Annotated in this window: 20 protein-coding genes; 10 read left to right on the top strand and 10 right to left on the bottom strand. The window is 63.5% G+C overall.

Annotated elements, in window-relative coordinates; genetic code table 11:
- Positions 1-6 precede the first annotated feature (6 nt).
- Complete coding sequence (rarD, locus tag ACLGL5_RS19070) at positions 7-939, top strand: EamA family transporter RarD (protein WP_069091783.1); 933 nt, start codon at positions 7-9, stop codon at positions 937-939.
- On the opposite strand, the gene ACLGL5_RS19075 is transcribed toward rarD, so the two are convergent.
- On the bottom strand, positions 917-1,912 hold the full coding sequence (locus ACLGL5_RS19075; protein ID WP_494372742.1) for a transporter: 996 nt from the start codon (positions 1,910-1,912) through the stop codon (positions 917-919). The two genes, rarD and ACLGL5_RS19075, sit on opposite strands and share 23 nt — an antisense overlap.
- Positions 1,913-2,086: 174 nt before the next feature.
- Complete coding sequence (locus ACLGL5_RS19080) at positions 2,087-2,377, bottom strand: muconolactone Delta-isomerase family protein (RefSeq protein WP_069091785.1); 291 nt, start codon at positions 2,375-2,377, stop codon at positions 2,087-2,089.
- A gap of 108 nt (positions 2,378-2,485) precedes the next feature.
- On the opposite strand from ACLGL5_RS19080, the gene ACLGL5_RS19085 reads away from it, so the two are divergent.
- The gene (locus tag ACLGL5_RS19085) at positions 2,486-3,376 is read left to right on the top strand and encodes a LysR substrate-binding domain-containing protein (RefSeq protein WP_069091786.1); all 891 of its coding nucleotides are present in this window, start codon (positions 2,486-2,488) and stop codon (positions 3,374-3,376) included.
- Between the two features lie 42 nt (positions 3,377-3,418).
- Here the strand turns inward: ACLGL5_RS19085 and ACLGL5_RS19090 are convergent, their stop codons facing one another.
- A complete protein-coding gene (locus ACLGL5_RS19090) occupies positions 3,419-4,030 on the bottom strand; it encodes an LOG family protein (protein ID WP_069091787.1) in 612 nt (203 codons plus the stop codon).
- A gap of 142 nt (positions 4,031-4,172) precedes the next feature.
- On the opposite strand from ACLGL5_RS19090, the gene ACLGL5_RS19095 reads away from it, so the two are divergent.
- Positions 4,173-5,648: a LysM peptidoglycan-binding domain-containing protein gene (locus ACLGL5_RS19095; protein WP_069091788.1), complete on the top strand. Its 1,476-nt coding sequence runs from the start codon at positions 4,173-4,175 to the stop codon at positions 5,646-5,648.
- A gap of 13 nt (positions 5,649-5,661) precedes the next feature.
- Here ACLGL5_RS19095 and ACLGL5_RS19100 read toward each other — a convergent pair whose 3' ends face one another.
- Positions 5,662-6,459 (bottom strand): NAD(P)H-dependent oxidoreductase, encoded by a 798-nt coding sequence (locus tag ACLGL5_RS19100; RefSeq protein WP_038645681.1) that lies wholly within the window; start codon positions 6,457-6,459, stop codon positions 5,662-5,664.
- 93 nt (positions 6,460-6,552) lie between these two features.
- Between ACLGL5_RS19100 and ACLGL5_RS19105 the strand changes: the two genes are divergently transcribed.
- The 4 genes from ACLGL5_RS19105 to ACLGL5_RS19120 all read left to right on the top strand — a co-directional run bounded on the left by ACLGL5_RS19105 (position 6,553) and on the right by ACLGL5_RS19120 (position 10,244).
- Entirely contained in the window at positions 6,553-7,485 is a 933-nt protein-coding gene (locus ACLGL5_RS19105) for a LysR family transcriptional regulator (protein WP_069091789.1), read from the top strand.
- A gap of 67 nt (positions 7,486-7,552) precedes the next feature.
- The gene (locus ACLGL5_RS19110) at positions 7,553-7,900 is read left to right on the top strand and encodes an ArsR/SmtB family transcription factor (protein WP_069091790.1); all 348 of its coding nucleotides are present in this window, start codon (positions 7,553-7,555) and stop codon (positions 7,898-7,900) included.
- A gap of 25 nt (positions 7,901-7,925) precedes the next feature.
- Positions 7,926-9,809 carry an ABCB family ABC transporter ATP-binding protein/permease gene (locus ACLGL5_RS19115; protein ID WP_019857240.1) on the top strand — a complete coding sequence of 628 codons (1,884 nt, stop codon included), beginning with the start codon at positions 7,926-7,928 and terminating at the stop codon, positions 9,807-9,809.
- Between the two features lie 87 nt (positions 9,810-9,896).
- Positions 9,897-10,244, top strand: a complete 348-nt coding sequence (locus ACLGL5_RS19120) for an antibiotic biosynthesis monooxygenase family protein (protein WP_019857242.1) — start codon at positions 9,897-9,899, stop codon at positions 10,242-10,244.
- On the opposite strand, the gene ACLGL5_RS19125 is transcribed toward ACLGL5_RS19120, so the two are convergent.
- Entirely contained in the window at positions 10,241-11,107 is an 867-nt protein-coding gene (locus ACLGL5_RS19125; RefSeq protein WP_069091791.1) for an SMP-30/gluconolactonase/LRE family protein, read from the bottom strand. The genes ACLGL5_RS19120 and ACLGL5_RS19125 overlap by 4 nt on opposite strands.
- Positions 11,108-11,436: 329 nt before the next feature.
- On the opposite strand from ACLGL5_RS19125, the gene ACLGL5_RS19130 reads away from it, so the two are divergent.
- Both ACLGL5_RS19130 and ACLGL5_RS19135 read left to right on the top strand, forming a co-directional pair.
- Complete coding sequence (locus ACLGL5_RS19130) at positions 11,437-12,135, top strand: phosphatidylserine decarboxylase (protein WP_038645692.1); 699 nt, start codon at positions 11,437-11,439, stop codon at positions 12,133-12,135.
- A 3-nt stretch (positions 12,136-12,138) separates the two neighbouring features.
- Positions 12,139-12,957: a CDP-alcohol phosphatidyltransferase family protein gene (locus ACLGL5_RS19135; RefSeq protein ID WP_019857246.1), complete on the top strand. Its 819-nt coding sequence runs from the start codon at positions 12,139-12,141 to the stop codon at positions 12,955-12,957.
- Positions 12,958-12,984: 27 nt separating this feature from the next.
- On the opposite strand, the gene ACLGL5_RS19140 is transcribed toward ACLGL5_RS19135, so the two are convergent.
- Together ACLGL5_RS19140 and ACLGL5_RS19145 are read right to left on the bottom strand one after the other, a co-directional pair.
- The gene (locus tag ACLGL5_RS19140; protein ID WP_069091792.1) at positions 12,985-15,207 is read right to left on the bottom strand and encodes an AMP-binding protein; all 2,223 of its coding nucleotides are present in this window, start codon (positions 15,205-15,207) and stop codon (positions 12,985-12,987) included.
- Between the two features lie 138 nt (positions 15,208-15,345).
- Entirely contained in the window at positions 15,346-15,753 is a 408-nt protein-coding gene (locus ACLGL5_RS19145) for a tautomerase family protein (RefSeq protein WP_019857248.1), read from the bottom strand.
- A gap of 114 nt (positions 15,754-15,867) precedes the next feature.
- Here ACLGL5_RS19145 and ACLGL5_RS19150 point away from each other — a divergent pair, with 114 nt between their 5' ends.
- Positions 15,868-16,731, top strand: coding sequence for a LysR substrate-binding domain-containing protein (locus tag ACLGL5_RS19150; RefSeq protein ID WP_069091793.1), 864 nt, complete (start codon positions 15,868-15,870; stop codon positions 16,729-16,731).
- A gap of 217 nt (positions 16,732-16,948) precedes the next feature.
- Here the strand turns inward: ACLGL5_RS19150 and ACLGL5_RS19155 are convergent, their stop codons facing one another.
- From ACLGL5_RS19155 to ACLGL5_RS19165, 3 genes are all read right to left on the bottom strand, one after another.
- Positions 16,949-17,857, bottom strand: a complete 909-nt coding sequence (locus ACLGL5_RS19155) for a DMT family transporter (protein ID WP_069091794.1) — start codon at positions 17,855-17,857, stop codon at positions 16,949-16,951.
- Positions 17,858-17,917: 60 nt separating this feature from the next.
- Complete coding sequence (locus tag ACLGL5_RS19160; RefSeq protein WP_069091795.1) at positions 17,918-18,805, bottom strand: DMT family transporter; 888 nt, start codon at positions 18,803-18,805, stop codon at positions 17,918-17,920.
- A 210-nt stretch (positions 18,806-19,015) separates the two neighbouring features.
- Complete coding sequence (locus ACLGL5_RS19165; protein ID WP_494372743.1) at positions 19,016-20,887, bottom strand: WG repeat-containing protein; 1,872 nt, start codon at positions 20,885-20,887, stop codon at positions 19,016-19,018.
- Positions 20,888-21,017 lie beyond the last annotated feature (130 nt).

The raw sequence follows: 21,017 nt of genomic DNA on the forward strand, positions 1-21,017 counted from the left end.
TGGGCCATGGTCACTGAAGCAATTGCCCTGGACGCAGAGTCAAAGGCCCGTCGCGGCTTCCTGCTGGCGCTGGGCGCCTATCTCTTGTGGGGTGTGCTGCCTTTCTACATGAAAGGGGTGGCGCATCTGCCTCTTGCCGAGGTGATCGCCCACCGCATCGTCTGGTCCGTGCCGATCGCCGCGGCGGTCCTGGTCTGGGCCGGCCGCACGGCGGACTTCAAGGCGGCCATTCGTTCGCCTCGCACCATCGCCATGGCGGCGCTGACGGCGGCGCTGATCTCGGTCAACTGGGGCATCTATGTCTGGGCGATCGCCGTCGATCGCACCGTCGAGACCGCGCTTGGCTATTACATCAACCCGCTGGTGGTGGTCGTGGTCGGAGCCGTGCTGCTGGGCGAAAAGCTCGACCGGTTGCAGATCGCGGCGGTCGCGTTGGCGACGGTTGCCGTCACGGTGCTGACAATCGAGGGCGGCAAGCTGCCCTGGGTGTCGCTGGCGCTGGCCTTTTCCTTCGCCGCCTACGGCTTCTTCCGCAAGACGCTGCCGATCGGCCCAAGCCAGGGCTTTCTGCTTGAAGTGCTTTTGCTGTCCGTGCCGGCTCTTGGCTACATCGTCTACCTGATCGCGACCGGCCAGGACCACATCGTGTCGAGCACCGGCACCGACACGGCGCTGCTGATCGGCTGCGGTCCGGTCACGTCGGTGCCGCTGCTTTTGTTTGCGTTCGGCGCCAAGCTTTTGCGCCTCTCCACCATCGGCATCATGCAATACATCGCGCCGACCATGGTTTTCCTGATCGCGGTTCTGATCTTCGACGAGCCGTTCGGCACGGCACAAGCCATAGCCTTTGCCCTGATCTGGACGGCGCTGGCGATGTATTCCTGGTCGATGCTGGTCACCGCGCGACGGGCGGCGGCTACATCTGTCCGAGCCGCCTGACGAAGAGATAGGTCACGCCGGCGATCAGCAGCGAGACCGCGGTCACCACCCAGAAACCCATCGGCGTGTCAACCAGGGGCAAACCGCCGACATTCATGCCGAACAGGCCCGAGATGATGGTCATCGGCAACAGCACCGCCGTCATGACGGAGAGAACGTAGAGAAGCTGGTTCGACTGCATGGTCAGTTTCGCCATCAGTTCGTCCTGCAACAACCTCGTGCGTGCCTGCAACTGCTCGCCGTCATTATAGAGGGTGAGTGCCCGGTGCGAGAGTTTGGCCGCCATATCTTTGATCAGATCAGGCAGCTCGTCGCGATGCGAATGGTCGAGATGCCGGAACAGGTTGGTGAGCGTCGCCATCTGCCGGTGGATCACCACCAGTTGCCGGCGCGCCTCGACCAGCGCCTGGCGTTCATTGTGCCATGCATCGCGCACGACGCGGTCCTCTATGCCGTCAAGCGCATCGCCAAGCTTGCCGAGTTCACCCGACATGCCATCGAGCGACTGGCCCATGACCGCCTCGATCAGGTCCGACGGCGAGCGGAATTTCCGCGATCCATTCTCCACCGCCTTGCGGATGGCGTCGACCGACTCCAGCGGCTGTTTGCGGGCGCCGATCAGCATCGTGTCGTTGAAAGCGAAGCGGAAATGGACGAGCCCGCGCGCCTCCGAGAAATCGTGCTTGAGGTCCGGCAGATCGCCATAGAGCCAACCATCCTCATAATCGATGTGGCAGCCATGGCTGGGGGCGAGGAATGCGTCACGCGCCGGGGCCGGCAGGGCCTGCTCGGCGCCGATCTTCTGGCGCGCGTGGAGGTCGGTGATCTGGTAGCTGCGCCAGGTCCAGTGGGCTTGCGCGGGATCCTTGGTGCGCACGCCTTCAGCGGTGAAATGGTAGATGAAGAACAGCCCGTGCTCATCGGGCAAATAGGGCGAAAGGTCGGTGCCTTCGGTGGGGAGGGCGATGTTCACTGTCGCTTCTCCAGATGGTCCAAGCAACGAACCGCGCAACCGGCTCACTGCAAGGTCTTAGCATGCGGGAAGCCGGTTTCGTGTGACAGTTTCTTGACAGTCGATCACAGTGTGTCGAGCAGGGAAGCGCGGTGGCGGCACCTTCACCGCCACCGCATTGCGATTGGGGGTAACTCAGCGCTTCGGCCCAAACCCGGGATAGGGGTTGAGGGGCACGATCGCGGTGACGTCCATCATGCCGGCCTTGATCAGCGGCAAGGTGGCGAGGTAGCCGCGCACTTCGGTGTCGTCGGCCGCCTCGAACATCATGCCGCCGCCGGGGATGTCGCCACGGTTCCAGACCTGGCGCACGGCCCCTTCGGCGTAGAGCGTGCGGCGCTGTTCGGCTTCGCCGGGCAGAAGCGGTGCAAAGTCAGCGTCACTGAACTTTGCGGTGTTGCGGGTGAGAAGGGCGAAGAACTGCATGTGGGTCTCCTTTGGTTGGGTGGCCGACTATCCCTGCGGCTGGTCAGACTGTCCAAGACTGATTAGGATAGAGTTCAGACCTGAAAGGACTAAATCGTCGGAGAAAAAGTGTTCGACCTGCGCCAGCTCCGCTACTTCATCACCGTCGCCGAAACCGGCAATGTCGGTCGCGCCGCCGAGATCCTGCACATCTCGCAATCGCCACTCAGCCGGCGGATCATGCAGCTCGAGGAGCAACTGGGCGTCACTCTGTTCGAACGGGCAAAGCAGCGGGTTCATCTCAACGCCGAGGGCCGAGCCTTCCTCGCCGAGGCCCGCGCTCTGATTGCCAATGCGCGGCGCGTGGAGGAGTTCGGCCGCAGCCTTGCCAGCGGCGCGGTCGGCCGTCTCGCCATCGGCTATGTCGAGGGCGCAGTGCATGCCGGGCTGGTCGCCGACATGCTCAGGCAATTCCGCCGCGAGCGGCCGCAATTGCATCTCAGCCTGATGAGCCTGCGCTCTGCCGCGCAACTGGAAGGGCTGCGCCAGCGCACGCTCGATCTCGGCCTGGTCTATTCACCGCCGCCGGCCGACTATCCTGAAATTGACTCGATGCTGATCCGCCGCGAGCCGCTGGTGCTGGCGATACCCGAGGGCGATGCGCTTACGGATGTCGCCGACATCGGCCCGCATCATCTCGACGGACGCCCGTGGATCACGGTGGTGCGCCAGCCCGCCGACACCAACCGCGGCCAGTTCCTGGCCGCTTGCATCGAGGCCGGCTTCGTGCCCGACATCGCCTATGAGACCGCCGATCCCTTGACCTCGCTCGGCCTGGTCAGCGCCGGACTGGGCCTGGCGACGGTGCAGGAAAGCCTGCGAAGCGCCGCGCCGCCGGGAATAGTCTTCCGCGACCTTCCCTGGTTCAAGCGCAGCGTGGCGATTTACCTCGCCTGGCGCCGGCAGGATGAGCGCCCGGTGATTGGGGATTTGCGGAAGGCAGTAGGCAGTAGGCAGTAGGCAGTAGGCAGTAGGCAGGCCCTATTCCCCACTGCCCATTCCCTACATCTTGTCTATCACCGACTGCACACCCTCGGTCGGGGCGTCGACGGAGGAGCCTGCCACCATGATGGCGGCGACGATGGCCTCCGGATCGTTGACGACCAGCGGTTTGACCCGTTGCGCGGTGTGGATGAAGCCCTCTGCCGTCATGTGTTCAAGCAACGCCGTCATCGGATCCCAGAATCCGTTGACATTGGCGAAGACGATCGGCTTGCGGTGATGGCCGAGTTGCGCCCAGGTCATGATCTCGACGATTTCCTCGACTGTGCCGATGCCGCCAGGCAGCGCCACAAAGGCGTCGGATTTCTCGAACATCTTATGCTTGCGCTCGTGCATGTTGTCGGTGACCAGCAACTCGTCGAGCCGGTCGAGCGCGGTTTCGGTTGCTTCTCTGTTGATCAGGAAGCGGGGAATGATGCCGGTCACCTTGCCGCCGGCCTTGAGCGCGCCTTCTGCGACGGCGCCCATAATGCCTTTGGTGCCGCCGCCATAGATCAGCCGCAGGCCCGCTTTGGCAATCGAGCGTCCAAGCAGGTGCCCGGCCTTGGCATAGATTTCATTGCGGCCCGGAGACGAGCCGCAATAGACGCAGACGGATCGAATCGTGTTCATGCTGATGATTGGTGATTGGGTCTGAAAGCGTGGTCAAGCCCTAAGGGTTGACAAGCCGAGCTTTTTCTTGACTGCCCGTTTTTCTTGTCGGCATTGGCAAAACACGCTAGACCGGCATTAGGTGGCTAAGGGGTAGGGAAATATGGCAATTAATCCATTGAAGGCGTTCCTGTTCGCGGCGGGTGGGACCGTCGCGGCCGCGGGAACTGCCTACATATCGGGCGCACTCGACCCGTATCTTCATCCAACGCCGCCGGCGAAGGTCGCGGCCTCGACGCCGCCCGAGGCGCCGAAACCGGCTGATACCGGCACGGAAGGGCGACTGCCGGCGCCGGCTGTGCCGGCCGCTCCCGCCGCGGCGCCTCAGGCGACTGCTGCAGCCGCGCCCGCGACAGAGGCTACAGCTCCGGCAGCGCCTGCACCGGCCGCACCCGCAGCGGCCGGCCCGACCGCGCCGACTTTCGATGTCGTGCGCGTCGAGGGCAATGGCTCGATCGTCATTGCCGGCAATGCAGCGCCCAATTCAAAGGTCGAGATCCTGAGCGGCACGACGGTGCTTGGCTCGACTATGGCGGGTCCCGATGGCGCCTTTGTCATCGTGCTCGACGATCCGCTGAAGCCTGGCGACTATACGATTACCCTGCATTCGACCGTCGGCACGGTCGTAACCGTCTCGGTGCAGACCGCTGTCGTTTCGGTTCCCAAGAATGCCGCCGGCCAGGTGCTGGCCATGGTCGAGGAGCCGGGCAAGCCGGCCGAACTGCTGACGGTTCCCGCGCCCGAGACCAAACCGGCAGCACCTGCCACCGGCGACCAGGCTGCCGCTCCGGCTGCACCGGCGCCAGCTCCGGCCGCTCAAGCGCCCGCAACTGCCGCTCCGGCGCCCGCCGCGCCGGCGACACCGCCCGCCGCCGTGGCCGGACCCAAGATCGTCGTCGAGGCGGTCGAGATCGACGGCAACAAGATCTTCGTCGCCGGTCTCGCCGATCCGGGCCGCAAGGTGCGCGCCTATGCCAACGACATCCTGCTCGGTGACGCGCTGACATCGCCGGACGGTCATTTCCTCATCGAAGCGACGCGCGACATTCCAGTCGGCAGCTACACCATCCATGTCGACGGCCTCGATGCCGACGGCGTAAAGGTCGTGGCCCGCGCCGCGGTGCCGTTCGAGCGCGAGCCGGGCGAAGCGGTTGCCGCCGTGGCGCCTGCCGGGACCAAGCCGGCGGATGCCAAGCCAGCTGAGACCAAGCCAGCCGCACCGGCAGCCGCCGAAGCACCTGCCGCACCGGCAGCGCCCGCTGCGGAGGCTCCGGCCGTTGTCGCTGCCACCACGCCGCCAAGCGACGTGCCGGAGGCCGTAGCGCCCAAGCTCGAACATGCCGACGGCGCCGTGATTATCCGCCGCAACGACACGCTGTGGCGGATTTCGCGACGCGTCTACGGCCACGGCGTGCGCTATTCCACCATCTATCTCGCCAACCAGGACCAGATCAGGGATCCCGACCACATCTGGCCCGGCCAGGTGTTCAAGGTCCCGGAAAAGTCCAAGGAAGGCGAAGCCGCCGACCTCAAGGCAATGGGCGAGCAGGCGACGACGGCGCCGACTAAGAAGCAGTAGGAGCCCGCATCGATCAGCTGACATCGCCTGCTTGGTTGGAGTGAAGCGCGAAACCGTTTGCCCCGGGATCGCCCAGTTCAGGGCGGAGATTCATGCTCGGAATGAGATAATCTCCGCCATTTTGCCGACGGTATGGGATGGGCGCCGTCGTCGCCAGCGTCCGCATCCTCTCACGCAGCCGTTCAGCCACGGGTTCGAAGCCGGTCTCGTCGAGACGATCGACCTGGTAGACGACGAACGGCGGAAGTACGTCGTATCCGGGGTAGTAGAGGATCCCGTGATTGATCGGGAACAGCAGATCGTCGATGGGGCCGTTGATCCCGCGTGGCGTGTAGTGCTCCTCCCAGCCTCCTGCGGTCACGATCAACATGGCGCGTTTCCCGACAAGGGTGCCCTCGCCATAGCGATCGCCCCAGCGCCGATCGCTATGCTCACCAACGCCATAGGCGAATCCATAGGCGAACACACGGTCGACCCAACCCTTGAGGATTGCCGGCATGGCGAACCACCAGAGCGGGAACTGCAGGATCAAGGTGTCGGCCCACAGCAGCTTCTCGATCTCCGCCTTTACATCTGCGGTTAGCGTGTTGGCCTCGAAACCCTTCTTGGAAGCCACGACCGGGATGAGCCGCGCATCGGGTTCCAGCGACGGGAAGTCGGCGCGATCGATTTCGGATTTCCAGCCTTCGGCGTACAGGTCCGATACGCGAACCTCATGCCCTTGAGCCTCGAGTTCCCTGATAGCGACATCACGAAGGGCGCCGCTCAGCGAGCGTGATTCAGGATGGGCGAAGACAAGCAGAACTTTCATGGGTCAGATCCGGTATTGAGGAAACTGACGCAAACGTAGCCAACGGTGATATGATCCACTATATGCAGGTAATGCATAACATTGTGCCGAATAATGGATAAATCAGACATTACATTCGAGCGCATGCGCAGCTTCGTTCGCGTCGCCGAGCGTGGCAGCCTGTCGGCCGTCGCGCGGGAGCTTGGTGTCGGGCAGTCAACGATCACGCGGCACGTTCGGGAGCTCGAAGAAGCGGTCGGCGTGCCTTTGCTCAGCCGAACGACCCGGCGGGTCACGATGACCGCCGAAGGCAGCCGCTATTATGCCAATAGCGCTCAGATCCTGCGCCTCGTCGAACAGGCCAGCGATGAGGCCCGGGGCACGCGCGGCGCGCCCGCCGGCACGATCCGGATAAGCTGTACGGCGGCTTTCGGTGTCTTGCACGTCAGCCGCCTGATCTTCGCTTTTCAGGACCGTCATCCCGACATCGGAGTGGACCTCAGCCTCACCGATGAACGGGTGGACCTCGTCCGCGAGGGTGTCGATATCGCACTTCGGCTGGGGCCGCTCACGGACAGTTCGTTGAAGCTGAGGACCCTCGGCCAGTCGCGGCGTCTGCTCGTGGCCTCTCCTGACTATCTGGCGGCGCGGGGAAGACCGACCGTCCCTTCGGATCTGTCCCGCCATGAGGGCATCCGGATGTCGAACGTGGCGGGCAGCGAAACGCTTGTTTTGCAAGGCGCCGGCGTCGAACGCCACACGGTGCCTTTCGCCGGGCGGCTGCGGATCGATCATGGACTTGCCGCGCGGCAGGCCATGATCGCCGCTCGGGGGATCGCGCCGGCGCATCGATGGCTTGTGGACGATCTTCTGGCTGCGGGCTTGCTCGAGACGATACTGGCGGATTATTCGCTGCCGTCCGTTCCGTTGAACATGTTGATCGTCCCGGAGCGCGCAGGCGTCGCAAGGGTCCGCTTGCTGGTTGAGTTTCTGGTTGAACAGATTGCCGCTATTCCAGGGATCGAGAAATCCCTCCCGGAGCATTAGCTGCCGTCCGATCTGCCCGGAAGAGTAGCTTGCGGCGGTGCCGTCCATCGTTTATCGCCGATGAACGATGACCGAATCCGCCCTTGAAACAGACCGCGCTGCCGGCGCTCTACCCAACCGCGGCTCGGATAGCCACGCCGTCGCGGCGCGATTTTCGGCGTTGTCGCATCCGGCCCGGATCGAGATACTGAAACATCTCTCGGCCAGCAATTCCTGCTGCTGCCGCGAGGTCGTCGACCGTTTCGATCTGGCGCAGTCCACCGTGTCCCAGCATCTGAAAATTCTGGTCGAGGCCGGTCTGGTCCGCTTCGAGCCCGACCGTCAGCGCTCGCGCTATGCCGTTGATCGCGCAGCCCTTGCCGATGTATCGGCATCGTTGAACGCCCTCGTCAATTCCTGCTGCTCCGGCCGCTGACCCTCTCACCCAAAAGGCAAGAAAAGTGGTCGAAAAAACCGTCTCCGCCGACACCTCAACGCTGACGACATTGCGCAATTTGTGGCCCTATATGTGGCCAGCCGAGCGCGCCGATCTCAGGGCGCGCGTGACTTGGGCGACGCTGCTGCTGGTCGTCGCCAAGCTAACGCTGGTCGCCGGTCCCTATTTCTTCAAATGGGCAACCGATGCGCTGGCGGGCGGCTTCAAGACGCCGCCGCCGCTGCCATCTTTCATGCTTGCCCCGGTGATGCTGGTCGTCGCCTACAATGTGCTGAGGCTGGTTCAGCTTGGCTTCAACCAGTTGCGCGACGCGCTGTTTGCCCGCGTCGGCCAGCATGCGGTGCGCCAGCTTGCGTTCCGCACCTTCGTTCACATGCACCAGCTGTCGCTTCGCTTCCATCTGGAGCGCCGCACCGGCGGTCTGTCGCGCATCATCGAGCGCGGCACCAAGGGCATCGAGACGATCGTGCGCTTCATCATGCTCAACACCGCGCCGACCATCCTCGAATTCGCGCTGACCGCAGGCATATTCGGTTTCACCTATGGCTGGAAATATGTGGCCGTCGTGGCAATCACCGTCTGGCTCTACGTCTGGTTCACGGTCAAGGCCAGCGACTGGCGCATCTCGATTCGCCGCGACATGAATGACAGCGACACCGACGCCAACACCAAGGCGATCGACTCTCTGCTCAATTTCGAGACGGTCAAGTACTTCACCAATGAGCGCATGGAAGCCGACCGCTTCGACCGTTCGATGGCGCGCTACGAGGTCGCCGCCACCAAGACCTGGACCTCGCTCGGCTGGCTGAATTTTGGCCAGGGCGTCATCTTCGGCCTCGGCACGGTCGTCGTCATGTGCATGTCGGCGCTGGAGGTGCAGGCCCATACGCAAACCGTCGGCGATTTCGTCTTCATCAACGCCATGCTGGTGCAGCTTTCCGTGCCGCTCAACTTCATCGGCTTCATCTACCGTGAAATTCGCCAGGGCCTTACCGATATCGAGCACATGTTCGACCTGCTCGACGTGCCGCAGGAGATCGTCGACAAGCCGGACGCCAAGCCGCTCACCGTCGGCGCGGGCAAGGTCGAGTTCCGCGACGTGCATTTTTCCTATGATCCGAACCGCAAGATCCTGAAGGGTGTTTCCTTCGAGGTGCCGGCCGGCAAGACGGTCGCCATTGTCGGGCCTTCGGGCGCCGGCAAGTCGACCATCTCGCGACTGCTGTTCCGTTTCTACGACGTGCAGGCCGGCCAGGTGCTGATCGACGGCCAGGACATCCGGGATGTCACCCAGGACAGCCTGCGCGCGGTGCTCGGCATGGTGCCGCAGGACACGGTGCTGTTCAACGACACCATCGCCTACAACATCCGCTACGGCCGCGTCGGCGCGAGCGAGGAGGAAGTGCGCAAGGCCGCCGAACTCGCCCAGATCGGGCCGTTCATCGAAAAGCTGCCAGACGGCTACAAATCGATGGTCGGCGAACGCGGGCTGAAGCTTTCCGGCGGCGAAAAGCAGCGCGTGGCGATCGCCCGCACCATCCTGAAGGCGCCGCCGATCCTGATGCTCGACGAAGCGACTTCGGCGTTGGACAGCCACACCGAGCAGGAGATCCAGGCCGCGCTCGATCTCGTCAGCAAGGGCCGCACCACCATTGTCATTGCCCACCGCCTGTCGACGGTGATTTCCGCCGATGAGATCATCGTGCTCAAGGACGGCCAGATCGCCGAACGCGGCACCCATGTCGAGCTGATGCGCAAGCACGGCCTCTATGCCTCGATGTGGGACCGCCAGCGCGAGGCGACGGAAGCCGAGGAGCGCCTGCGCCTTGCCCGCGAGGGCGACGAGCTCGGTGTTGTCGTTCGCCGGCGGACGTCGGAGGTCAATTGATTTTTTCGCTTGACCTCGACTTAAGTTGAGATTGTACGCCGTTCCTGGAGCCCGAAAACGCCATCATCCAGGAACGGAACAATCGAAATGAACGGCATGAATCAGAACGTTAACGGCGGCAGCGTGTTCAGGGTGGACAAGTTCGTCGTCCCGGCCGCCGCCCGCGAGGAGATCCTCGTCAAGGTCAAGACGACGCATGAATTGCTGCGCCAGCAGCAGGGGTTCGTGCAGGATTTCCTGCTCGAGCAATTTTCGGGGCCAGGCGAATTCAACCTGGTGACGATCGTCGAATGGGAAAGCCAGGCGGCCGTCGACAAGGTCGTTCCGATCGTCAAGGCCGCGCATGAGCGCATCGCCTTCAGTCCGCAGGAGACGATCGCGCGCCTCGGCGTGCGGGCCGACATCGCCAACTATCAGCGGATTCCCGGGCTCTAGCCCGGCCAGCCCACGCCAGGTGCCGGCGCCTCCAAGCTCAGCACCTGGCCGGTGCGGGCGTCGCTGACCATGTGCTCGAAGCCGCGCCACTCGGCGGCGACGATGAACAGCGTCCTCCTGTCCGCGCCGCCCAGCATGCAGGCAAAGCAGCCGCGATCGACGGTGACGGTCTGCAGCACCTCGCCGCCTTCACGCACCCGTACGCAGCGCTTGTTGGGAACATCCGCGTACCAGACCGCGCCTTCGGCATCGAGGCAGATGCCGTCGGGATAGCCGTCGAGGTCGGCCCACACGCGCCGGTTGGACAGGCTGCCGTCGGCGGCGATATCGAAGGCGGTCAGCCGGTTGCCATGGGATTCGGCAAGGATCAACGTCTTGTTGTCCGGCGTCACCGCCATGCCGTTGGCAAAGGCGATGTTGTCAGCCACTTGCCGGACCGCGCCGTCCGGCATGATCAGCACGATGGTGCCCGGGCCGAAATACTCACCGGCAGCCGGCGCCGGCCCGCCGCCATTGACATAGATGTTGCCGCGCCCATCGACGACGATCTCGTTCCACGGGCTTTTCGACAGGCCGCGCAGATCGGCATGGGTGACGAGCCTGCCATCGACCTCCTGTCGCAGCAGCAAGCCTTCCCGGCCTGAGACGACCAGCAGCCGCCCATCCGGCAGCCAGTCGATGGAATAGGGCAGGACGGCCGGCACAGTGAGTATGATTTCGCGATTGCCGTCGGCATCAATCGCTATGATCTCGCCGGTGCCCCAGTTGCAGACCCACAGGCGTCCGTCATGCCAGCGCGGCGATTCCCCGAAGGCGAGGCCAGCACTAACGAGACGCGCCGGGGTGACCGATTGTATCCGCATTACGGAACTCCTTGTTGCGCGTCATCATGGCTGAAGCCTTGGATGTCTCACCAAGGACGGGCGAGGAGGCTTCTTTCCGACAGCCGCTTTGTTATTTCGTTTAGGAAAAGTTGCCGATAGGGCGCTGGCACCGCATCACGGTGGCTTGTTCGTTGTCATCGGTATCGGCGCCGGCGGGTGTTGACCGCGCCGCCAGCATTTTGCAGGTACTGTAGCCCATCGTCACGCCCGCCAGCCGCAACGAATGCGGCGTCGCCGATTGTTGCGTTGCGGCGAAGGGGGCTTTCAGCTATTGAGGCCCGACCTGAAACGGAGCCCGGCCCAGCCCGATGAGCCTTGTCGATACGGTCAAGAACGCGTTCGTACCGATCCATCGCGAGGGCTATCCCTTCATCGCGGCCTTTGGCGCGGGCACACTTTTCCTTGGCTATTTCTCCTCGGTCCTGTTCTGGATCGGCCTGATCCTGACCGCCTGGTGCGTCTATTTCTTCCGCGATCCCGAACGCGTCACGCCGGTCGATGACCGCTTGGTCGTGAGCCCCGCCGATGGCATTATCTCGGCTGTAGGGCCGGCCGTGCCGCCGCGCGAGCTTGGCCTCGGCAATGTCGAGATGACCCGCATCTCGGTGTTCATGAACGTCTTTTCCTGCCATGTGAACCGCTCGCCCGTGCGCGGCCGCATCGCCAAGATCGAGCATCGGCCGGGAAAATTCCTCAACGCCGAACTCGACAAGGCCAGCACCGAGAACGAACGCAACGGCCTGGTCATCGATAGCCCCAACGGCACGGTGGCGGCCGTCCAGATCGCCGGCCTGGTGGCGCGCCGCATCGTCTGCTGGGCCGAGGCCGGCGGCTCGATCGGCACTGGCGAGCGTTTCGGCCTGATCCGCTTCGGCTCGCGTGTCGACGTGTTCCTGCCTTTGACCGCGACGCCACGCGTCGCCGTTGGCCAGACGGCCGTCGGCGGTGAAACCGTGCTCGCCGAATTCGGCGGCGTCGCCGGCACCCCGCTGGTCAGGATTTCCTGAGCCTTGGGCGCGCCGTTCAAGAAGTTCGAGGCCCATGCCAGCGGCGGTCCGCGCATCCGCGAGATCCCGATGCGCATGGTGCTGCCCAATCTGGTCACCGTTCTGGCCATCTGCGCCGGCCTGTCCGGCATCCGTTTTGCCTTCGAGGACCGCTTCGAGACGGCGGTTGTGATGGTGCTGCTGGCCGCCTTTCTCGATGGCATCGACGGCCGCCTGGCGCGGATGCTGAAGGCGACCTCCAAATTCGGCGCGCAGATGGATTCGCTCGCCGACATCGTCAATTTCGGAGTCGCGCCGGCCTTGGTGCTTTATGCCTTTCTGCTCGACCGCGCCGGCTCGCCCGGGTGGATCGCCGCCCTTCTGTTCGCCATCGCCTGCGGGCTCAGGCTCGCGCGCTTCAACGTGCTCGACGACGAGAAGGCCGAGCGTCCGCTGTGGCAGTCGGAATATTTCGTCGGCGTGCCGGCGCCGGCGGGCGCGGTGCTGGTGATGCTCCCGCTCTATCTGTTTTTCCTGAGGCTCGGGCTGGAGCCAAGCCGGCCGGTCGCCTTCGTCGCCACCGGTTTCACCGTCCTGGTCGCTTTCCTGCTGGTCAGCCGGCTACCGGTCTATTCCGGCAAGAGCATCAAGATCCCGGGCGACAGGGTGCTGCCGGTCATTCTGGCCGTCGTGCTCTACATTCTCTTGCTGATGACCTATCCCTGGTACACGCTGACCGCATCGGTCGCGGGTTATCTGATCTTCCTGCCGTTTTCCGTGCGCGCCTATTCCAAGCGCGCCAAGCTCGAAGGCGAGAAGGTGCCGCCTTCGGACATAGGTTAGAAGGTTCGCCGAAGTCCTTGATCTGACTCAGGCCGCAATGCCCCGCCCCAGCCTGTCGATCGCCAGCTTTCTGGTCGAGACATAATCGGTCTTGCCGGAGCCCAGCACCGGGATTTCCTCCACCTTGACGATGTCGTTGGGCACCATGAGTTCGGCGGCCCCGGCTTTCTTGCCGAACTGGCGCAGCTCGTCGGGATTGGCATCGTCGGCGGTGGTGACCAGCACGATGCGCTCGCCGCGCCTCTTGTCGGGCACCGCCACCGCCGCATGGCGTTCTTCCGGCCACAGCGACTGCACCAGCATCTCGACCGCGCCCAGCGACACCATCTCGCCGGCGATCTTGGCGAAGCGCTTGGCGCGGCCGCGAATGGTGATGAAGCCTTCGCGGTCGACGGCGACGATGTCGCCGGTGTCATGCCAGCCGCTCAGCGGCTGTAGCTCGCCGGGGCGGTCCGAGGTCATGTAGCCCATCATCAGATTGGGTCCGTCGAGCCACAACTGGCCGGCATCCGAGATGCCCTCGACCGGCTCCAGCTTCATGCGCATGGCCGGCAACAGCCGGCCGACCGTACCATCGCGGCCGTGGATGGCGGTGTTGACCGCGACCACGGGTGCCGCCTCGGTCAGCCCGAAACCTTCGATGATCTCGGCCTGGAAGCGCTCGCGATAGACGCGGCGGGTTTCCGGCTTCACCGCCTCGGCGCCGGCGACGACGAAGCGCAGGCTGGAGAAGTCGCCATCCTTGGCGGTGCGCGCATAGTTGGCGAGGAAGGTGTCGGTGCCGAACATGATCGTCGGCTTCACCTTGCGGGCGATCTCGGGGATGATCTTGTAGTGGAGCGGCGAGGGGTAGAGGAACAGTTTTACGCCGGTGACCAGCGGCAGGATGGTGCCGCCCGTCAGGCCGAAGGAATGGAACACCGGCAGCACGTTGAGCAGAATATCGGCCGGCGAGATGGTGATGCGCGCCTCGGCCTGCATGGCATTGGCAAGAAGGTTCTTCTGTGACAGGACAACCGCCTTCGGCGTACCTTCCGAGCCCGAGGTGAACAGGATGACGCCCGGCTTGGCCGCATCCTGCCTCTGCAGCGGCAAGCGCCACAGCAAGGCGGCGGCAAGCTTGTCCAGCGCGGTGACGCTGGCCCGAACATCTTCCAGCCACAGCAGCCTGGCGCCGCCCTTCTCGACCGCGGCGACGATATCGGCAAGATCGGCCTTCTCGACGAAGGCGCGCGAGGAGATGACGGTGCGGATGACGGCCGTGCGCACGGCGGCGGTGACGCTCGCCGGCCCGGCGGTGTAGTTGATCATCGCCGCCACCCGGCCCGCCGAGAGAAGACCGACGAATGACAGCACGACGCCATTGGCGTTGGGCAGCATTATTCCCACCGCCTCGCCTGGCGCCGTCACCGCCTCGAAGCGCCTGCCCAGCACGCGGGCGCCGATGAACATCTTGCGGTAGCTCAGCGCGCCCGAGATGACGTCCTCGATGATCGGATGCGAGGCGCCGACCCTGGCCGCGGCATCGCGCATGGCCAGGAACAGGCCGCGGTCGAGGTCGTTGCCGAAAAGCCGGGCCTCTGCGACGCGGTCGAACAGCGTATTGGTGTTCGAGGCCTGGTCCGGATTGCGCGCCACCAGTTCGGCGATGGTCATCGGCTCCAGCACGCTCATCGCGAGCTGCGGAAACCAGTGCCGCGGGGCCTTGGCCGCCGGAGTCAGAGAAACCGGCAGGCTCCGTGCGCCGGCGACAAAGATCGGCACGATGCGGGCGTCGGCCTGCATGGCAATGCGAGTGACGGCGCGAAACAGCCGAAACGTCTTGACGTCAGGCTCGACCGAATCCGACAGATAGACGGCGAGCCGGCCCTTGCCCTTCAGCACACGCACCAGCCGGCGGCTGACGAAAAGATGTTCGGCATTGAAGGCGATCGTGCGGCCAACCTCACGCCAGGGTTCTAGCCACGGCGAGCGCGCCGAGACCTCGTCCAGAATGTGCAGCGTGTCATCCGGCAGCAGCGACAGCATCAGCGCCGGTTCGAAGCGCGACTGGTGCGAGATGACGTAGATGACAGGAGCCTGCGCCTTGCGCGCGATCCTGATGCGGTTGTCGCTGATCCGGTAGGCGAGCTTGAAAGGCACGTAGAGCATCGCCTGGCTGAAACGCAGGCCGAGGCGGAATTTTTCCACCACGCCGATCAGCAGCCAGGCCAGAACGAGACCCGCAAGCAGCGCCAGTGTCAGGATCATGCCGCTTCTCTCCCAACGATTTTTGTCATCGCGGCTCTTACGCGGCCGCGTCGGCGCAGAGCCTAGCGCAAGTGGGCGCTAGGTCAATGTGGGAAGAGACGGTGTTCCTTCTCCCTCCGGAGGGAGAAGGAACGACCCCTACGCCGCCTTCAACCGCCCGCTGATGAAGCGGAACTCCTGCGTCTTGCCGCCATAGCCATAGGCGGCTGCCGGCACTTCATGCACGAAGGCATAGCTTTCCTCGTGCACGCCGCCCAGCAGGCGACCGAAGGCATCGAAGAGAGCCTTGAGATAGGCTTCCAGCTCGAGTTTGGTGTTGGTGCCGTCGACCACCTTGATATCCAGCCAGAACGTGTTGGTGCCATGCTCGGCCAATGATTTGCCGCCGGCGAACCAGTGCTGCGGATCGATATAGGATACGGCAACGGCGGTGATCGTCGGATCCTTGCGCAATTGCGTGGCGGTGATCTCGGTTATTTCCCTGGCGATGCTGGCGGACAAAGCGGCATCTGGCTTGCCGGTGACGCTGATATTGATGATGGGCATTTTTCATCTCCTTGGTTTCTGGCGGCATCTGACCGCCGTTGGAGAGATCATGTCACTGTCATTTAGTCAAAAAAATCGAATTGTTTTGAAATAAAGATTCGATATTATCGAACTATGGAAGCGCTCGATCCGGATCTGCTCAAAACCTTCCTCGCTTTTGTCGACAGCGGTTCGCTGGCGCGGGCGGCCATCAGCGTCGGCCGTTCGCCTTCGGCCGTGACCGCCCAGATGCAGCGGCTGGAGGAGATCGTCGGCGAGCCGCTGCTGGCGCCGCAAGGCAGGGGGCGCGGCCTGACGCCGGCCGGCGAGGACCTCGTCGGCCACGCCAGGCGCATTCTTGCCGCCCACCGTGAGGCGTGGCTGGCGCTGAAGGGCGCGCGGGCTGCCGGGCGTGTCGCCATCGGCACGACACAGGATTTCGCCGACAGCGGCCTGCCGGACCTTTTGCGTGCCTTCGCCACCAGCCATCCGCGCGTCAGGATCGAATTGCGGGTTGGCCGCTCCGCCGAACTGGCGCAGGCACTGCAGGCCGGCAGCCTCGATCTGGCGATTGTCATGCGCCAGGCGGCCGCGCCGGACGAGGTCGGCGTCCTGCGTGAGCCGATGATGTGGCTGTGTTCAGGGAAAGGGCTGGCCTCGCGGCAGGAAGAATTGCCACTGGCGCTGCTCGATCCCTATTGCGGGTTTCGCGAGGCCGCACTGGCGGCGCTCGATGCTGCCGACCGCCGCTACCGCATCGCCGCCGGCAGCGCCAGCCTGGCCGGACTGCGCACTGCGGTGAATGCCGGCGTTGCGCTGACCTTGCGAACCCCGCGCTTTGCCCATTCCGGCATTGTCGAAGCGCCGCGCGAGTTGGGCCTGCCGCCGGTTCCGATGGCGGAATTCGCGATCCGGCTGCGTGCCGGTGCTGATGCTTCCGCGGGCGATCTGGCGGCGCTGCTCAGCGGCAACCTGGCCCTGTCCCAGCCGCTCGGCTGATTTGGCGCCAGCCTATCGCAAGAAACCCCGACCTGCGGTCGGGCTCCTTGGCAAAGAAATAGCCGACCTTGCGGTCGGGCCTATTTAGAAAGAAAAAGCCGACCTTGCGGTCGGCTTGGGAGTAGGACGGGCCGAGGGGTTTGGGGGGACTCGGGGGGTGGCCCGTCACACCAACAATGTCTGAGTCCGATGATGGTTCCGTGACTGAGTCACTTTTTTAAGAAATATTTGACGCTGCCCGCTGCGAGCGGGCTGCCAGCCAGTCGCGGCCTGCATGGGCGAACACCGCGCAGAGCACGATGGCGCCGCCGACCATGCTGGCGACAGGCGGTATCTCGGCTAGGAACAGAAAGGCAAACAGGATCGCGAACGGCACTTCCGCCGAGCCGAGCAGGCCGGATTCGGGCGCCGGGATGAGCCGCGCGCCTTCCGTCCACAGGATCGACGACAATGCGAAGGACGCGCCGAAGGTGACGAGCAGAACCGCGTCCCTCGCCGAAACCGCCAGGGGATCGGTGACGAACCAGCCGAATATGAACAGCAGGAAGGCTGAAACCGCGCCGGCCCACACCACCGGCGTGTCGCGGAAGGCGCGCACCATGATCATGTAGAGCGCGCTGCCGGCCGTCATCAGCAGCGCCAGCCCGTCGCCGAACAGATGGCCGGTGCCGAAGCCCGACCAGACCATGATGCCTACGCCGCACAGCGACACGGCCGCCGCGAGCATCGTCTGCAGGCGGAAAGGCTCGCGCACCAGCACCCAGGCCAGCAGGGCGGCAATGAAGGGCGACGTGGCGTAGATGACCGCGACATTGGCGACGTAGGTGAATTTGAACGCCGAGATGAAGGCGATACTGGCCAGCGCGCCTTCCACCGCCAGAAGCCAGCCGCGCCAGCCAAGCCGCAGCGTGCCGCGGTTACCCGAGCGATGGCGGCGCCACAGCACATAGAGGCTGATCAGGATCGAGCCGACAAAGCCGCGCCAGCAGGTGGTGGTCAGCGGATCGGCGTGGATCGACTTGGTCAAGACACCGGTCAGGCCGAACACCGCCGCCGATGACGACACCAATATGATGCCAAGCGTGCGTTCGGTGGCTTCGGGTTTGGCGGCTGCAGCGTCAGTCATGCCGGCAACCTACTCCGTCCGGTGCTGACATCGCAGAGTCAGCAGTGAGCGCCATACACATCACAGCCGCTTGCGGAAATGCTCGCCGCCGACGATCAGCAGCCCGGCGGCGATGATCAGGGCGGCACCCAGGAACACTTCGCGGCGCGGCACGTCGCCCCAGATCGCGAAGCCGAGCGCGAACGCCCACAACAGCGAGCTGTATTCGAGTGGCGCGAGGATCGATGCCGGCGTGCGCTTCATGCCTTCGAATAGGAGATATTGCGCCAGGCCACCAAGCGCGCCGACGCTGGCGAGAAGCAACAGCTGGGCCAGACCAGGCGTATGCCACCACAACAGCGCCGGCACCGCCGAAAACAAAAGGAAATAGAAGTTATTGAGGAGAAGCTGGATCATCGAGCGTTCGGCAAGCGCGGTTTTGCGCAGGAGCACGATGGCGATGGCCCACAAAAGGGCGGCCGCAAGCACCAGCAGCACCGGCACGGACAGGCCGAGATGGGTCGGGTCGCAAGCGACGAAGACGCCGGCAAAACCGATCAAAACCGCCAGCCAGCGCAACATCGGCACCTTTTCGCCGAGCAGGAACACCGAAAACACGGTGACGATGATCGGCGCTGCGTAGTAGACGGTGGTCAGCTCGGCGAGCTGCAGGCTGCGCGCGGCGTTGTAGTAGCAGAGCCAGGCGGCAAGCGTGAACGCGCTGCGCACCAGCATGGGCCGCACGATTGGCGAGCGCACCGTGTCGGCAAACAGCTGCCGCCCGCCTATTGCCGCGCAGGCGCCGAGAATGGTGATGCTGCGGAAGAACATGATCTGCCAGACGGTCATTCCCGTGACCAGCAGCTTGATCGAGGCGTCCTGCGTCGAAAACAAGAGATAGGCGGCACCGGTCAGCAGGATGCCAGCGAGAACCCTTTCGCGTGTTTCGAGAATGGCGACATCGGCCATAGGCGCGGACCAAAGGTGCGGGAAGCGACAGGGATGGCTTGAGGACTCTGCGAAATCATGCCTCGGCTCCCAGCTATACGGGTGAAAGCCGACACCGCGCTACGCCAGCCCTGAGCTTGCATTGGCGCAGGGGCCACCGCGACCGTCCTTATGAGTGCGAGCCGGCCTGACGCATCCGCCATGGTCTTGCAGCAGCGGCTGACAAGTCACTTAAAACCCTGAGCCAACAATCTTGGGCGGTGCCTTGCGAACCCCGCGGCCATAGTCGAGAAGCGCGCGCTCCCAAAGCACGCTGCTCTCGTATCGATCATCGGAAAATTTCTCAAAACTGGCGTCAAAGATGATTCTGCCGTTGAAATTTGGGCTGCATTCAGCCGGATTGCGGATGACGCCTTGGGTATCGATCTGGCACCACATCCGACGCATGTCGTCAGCGACCCAGGCAAGACCGTTCGCGTAGCACCGCAGCGCCCGATATTTTGGCGGAACGAAAACGGTCCCGTCGGCTGCGGCAAGTCCCCACAATGTTTGGCCGATGGTGTCGGTGCTGAAGAAGTGACCGCCATCCTCGCCGCAGGCAAGTACCGCTGCTCGATCCTTCTTGCGGGTCGGTTCGGGTACCTGCTGTCCCTGAGCATTGACCCATGACTTCCGACCATCGACGTCTATTGCGAAAACGCCATCATCATCGGGCCGGAGATTGTCAAACTGCGGAGCTGCCGAGTATCTGCCCTTGGCATCGATCACGCCCCACTTTCCACCTTCCTCGACAGCGGCATATCCGTCCTGAAAATTGTAGACGTTGTCAAAGCTTGGCTTCGACATCAGCGAATGGCCGCCTGTGTCGACAAATCCCCACTGGCCGTTGAGGGTGACCGGGGTTGGCCGGTCGCAGTCCAGCTTGAGAAAAGCCTGCTCAAACAGATAGGATTCGGTGGGCTTGCCATTCGCATCGACGAAGCGAAACTTGCCTGACCGTTTTTCCACCTTGATGCCGGAAGGGCATTGGGAAAGGATTTCTCCGTCTTCCGGGTTCGCGACAATCTGGCCGCGCCGGTCGAGCCCAACCCATTGATCGCCGATGCGAACTATACTGACATCGCCTTTCTCAGCCAATCTGGCGTCGTCGAAATAACGGCTGCCAAGGAGTTGGCCGCTTATGTCGACGATTCCCTTTTTGTCATCGTTTCGAACCAGCTTGAGGCCATTTCGCCGATAGAAGGTGCCATCGAACTTGATCGGCACGACGAGATCTCCTTTGGAGTTTACCGCGCCGCATACCTTCCGCTTCGACGGATCGGACGGGGTCGGCTTTAGATTGCACACGGTGGCGAACCCATCGGTGAGTGGGGACACGTCCTCATGTCGGGGAGTGATTTGCCAGGTTCCATCCGATCGCAGGAGCCCGAACTCGCCCAAATTGTTGTCTTCGGTGCTGGCCCAAAGCAACAGATGGTCCGGGTCGTCGAAGTATCGAAGTCTGTAGATTTCCGAACTCAGGGATCGGGTCCGAACGTGCCAGAGGCGATATTGCGGCGAGGGGTTTTTGACAAAGTCGAGCTGCAAAGTCCGTTTAGCGTCCCTCAGGCTTTCGCAGCCATTGAAACCAGCCGCCTGCCAGGCACCTTCGCTGACAAGAACCGTATCTTCTCCGAACGGCATCGCGCGCGCATAGTTGGGTTCGACGACGAAGTTGCCCGAGCGATCTATGACGCCCGCCTTGCCATCAAGCACGACCTCGGCAAGGCCTTTTGTGAAGCCCGCAACCACGTCGAATTTGGCGGGAACCACGAGCTTGCCCGCACGGTCGATGAAGCCAAACTTTCCGTTGATTCTGACGCCGGCGAATCCGTCGGAAAAAGGCAGTGCGACTTCGAACCGCCATGGGATGACCTGATTTTTTGACTGGTCAACGTAGCCGCACAGGTTGAAACTGCCACCACAGGCGACCGTCAAGCCATTTGGCTCTGCCGGCTTTCCTGCAAACTGGCCGGGTGAACAGGACATGAGGACGAATGAGGCCGCTTGGTCGGTCGGGGCAAAGACCACCAGGGCGCCAAACCCCATCGCCAGCGCGTGCATCAGACATTTCCCAACCAATGCCGAGCTCCCTCAAACCGACCGAACGCGACAACCATAGCTTCGGGTTGTGGCAGAAATCCTATTCTGCAGATCTGCCGGAACTGTCTCGATCACGACGCTAAGCAAACAG

The sequence above is a fragment of the Mesorhizobium sp. U510 genome, assembly GCF_059180695.1.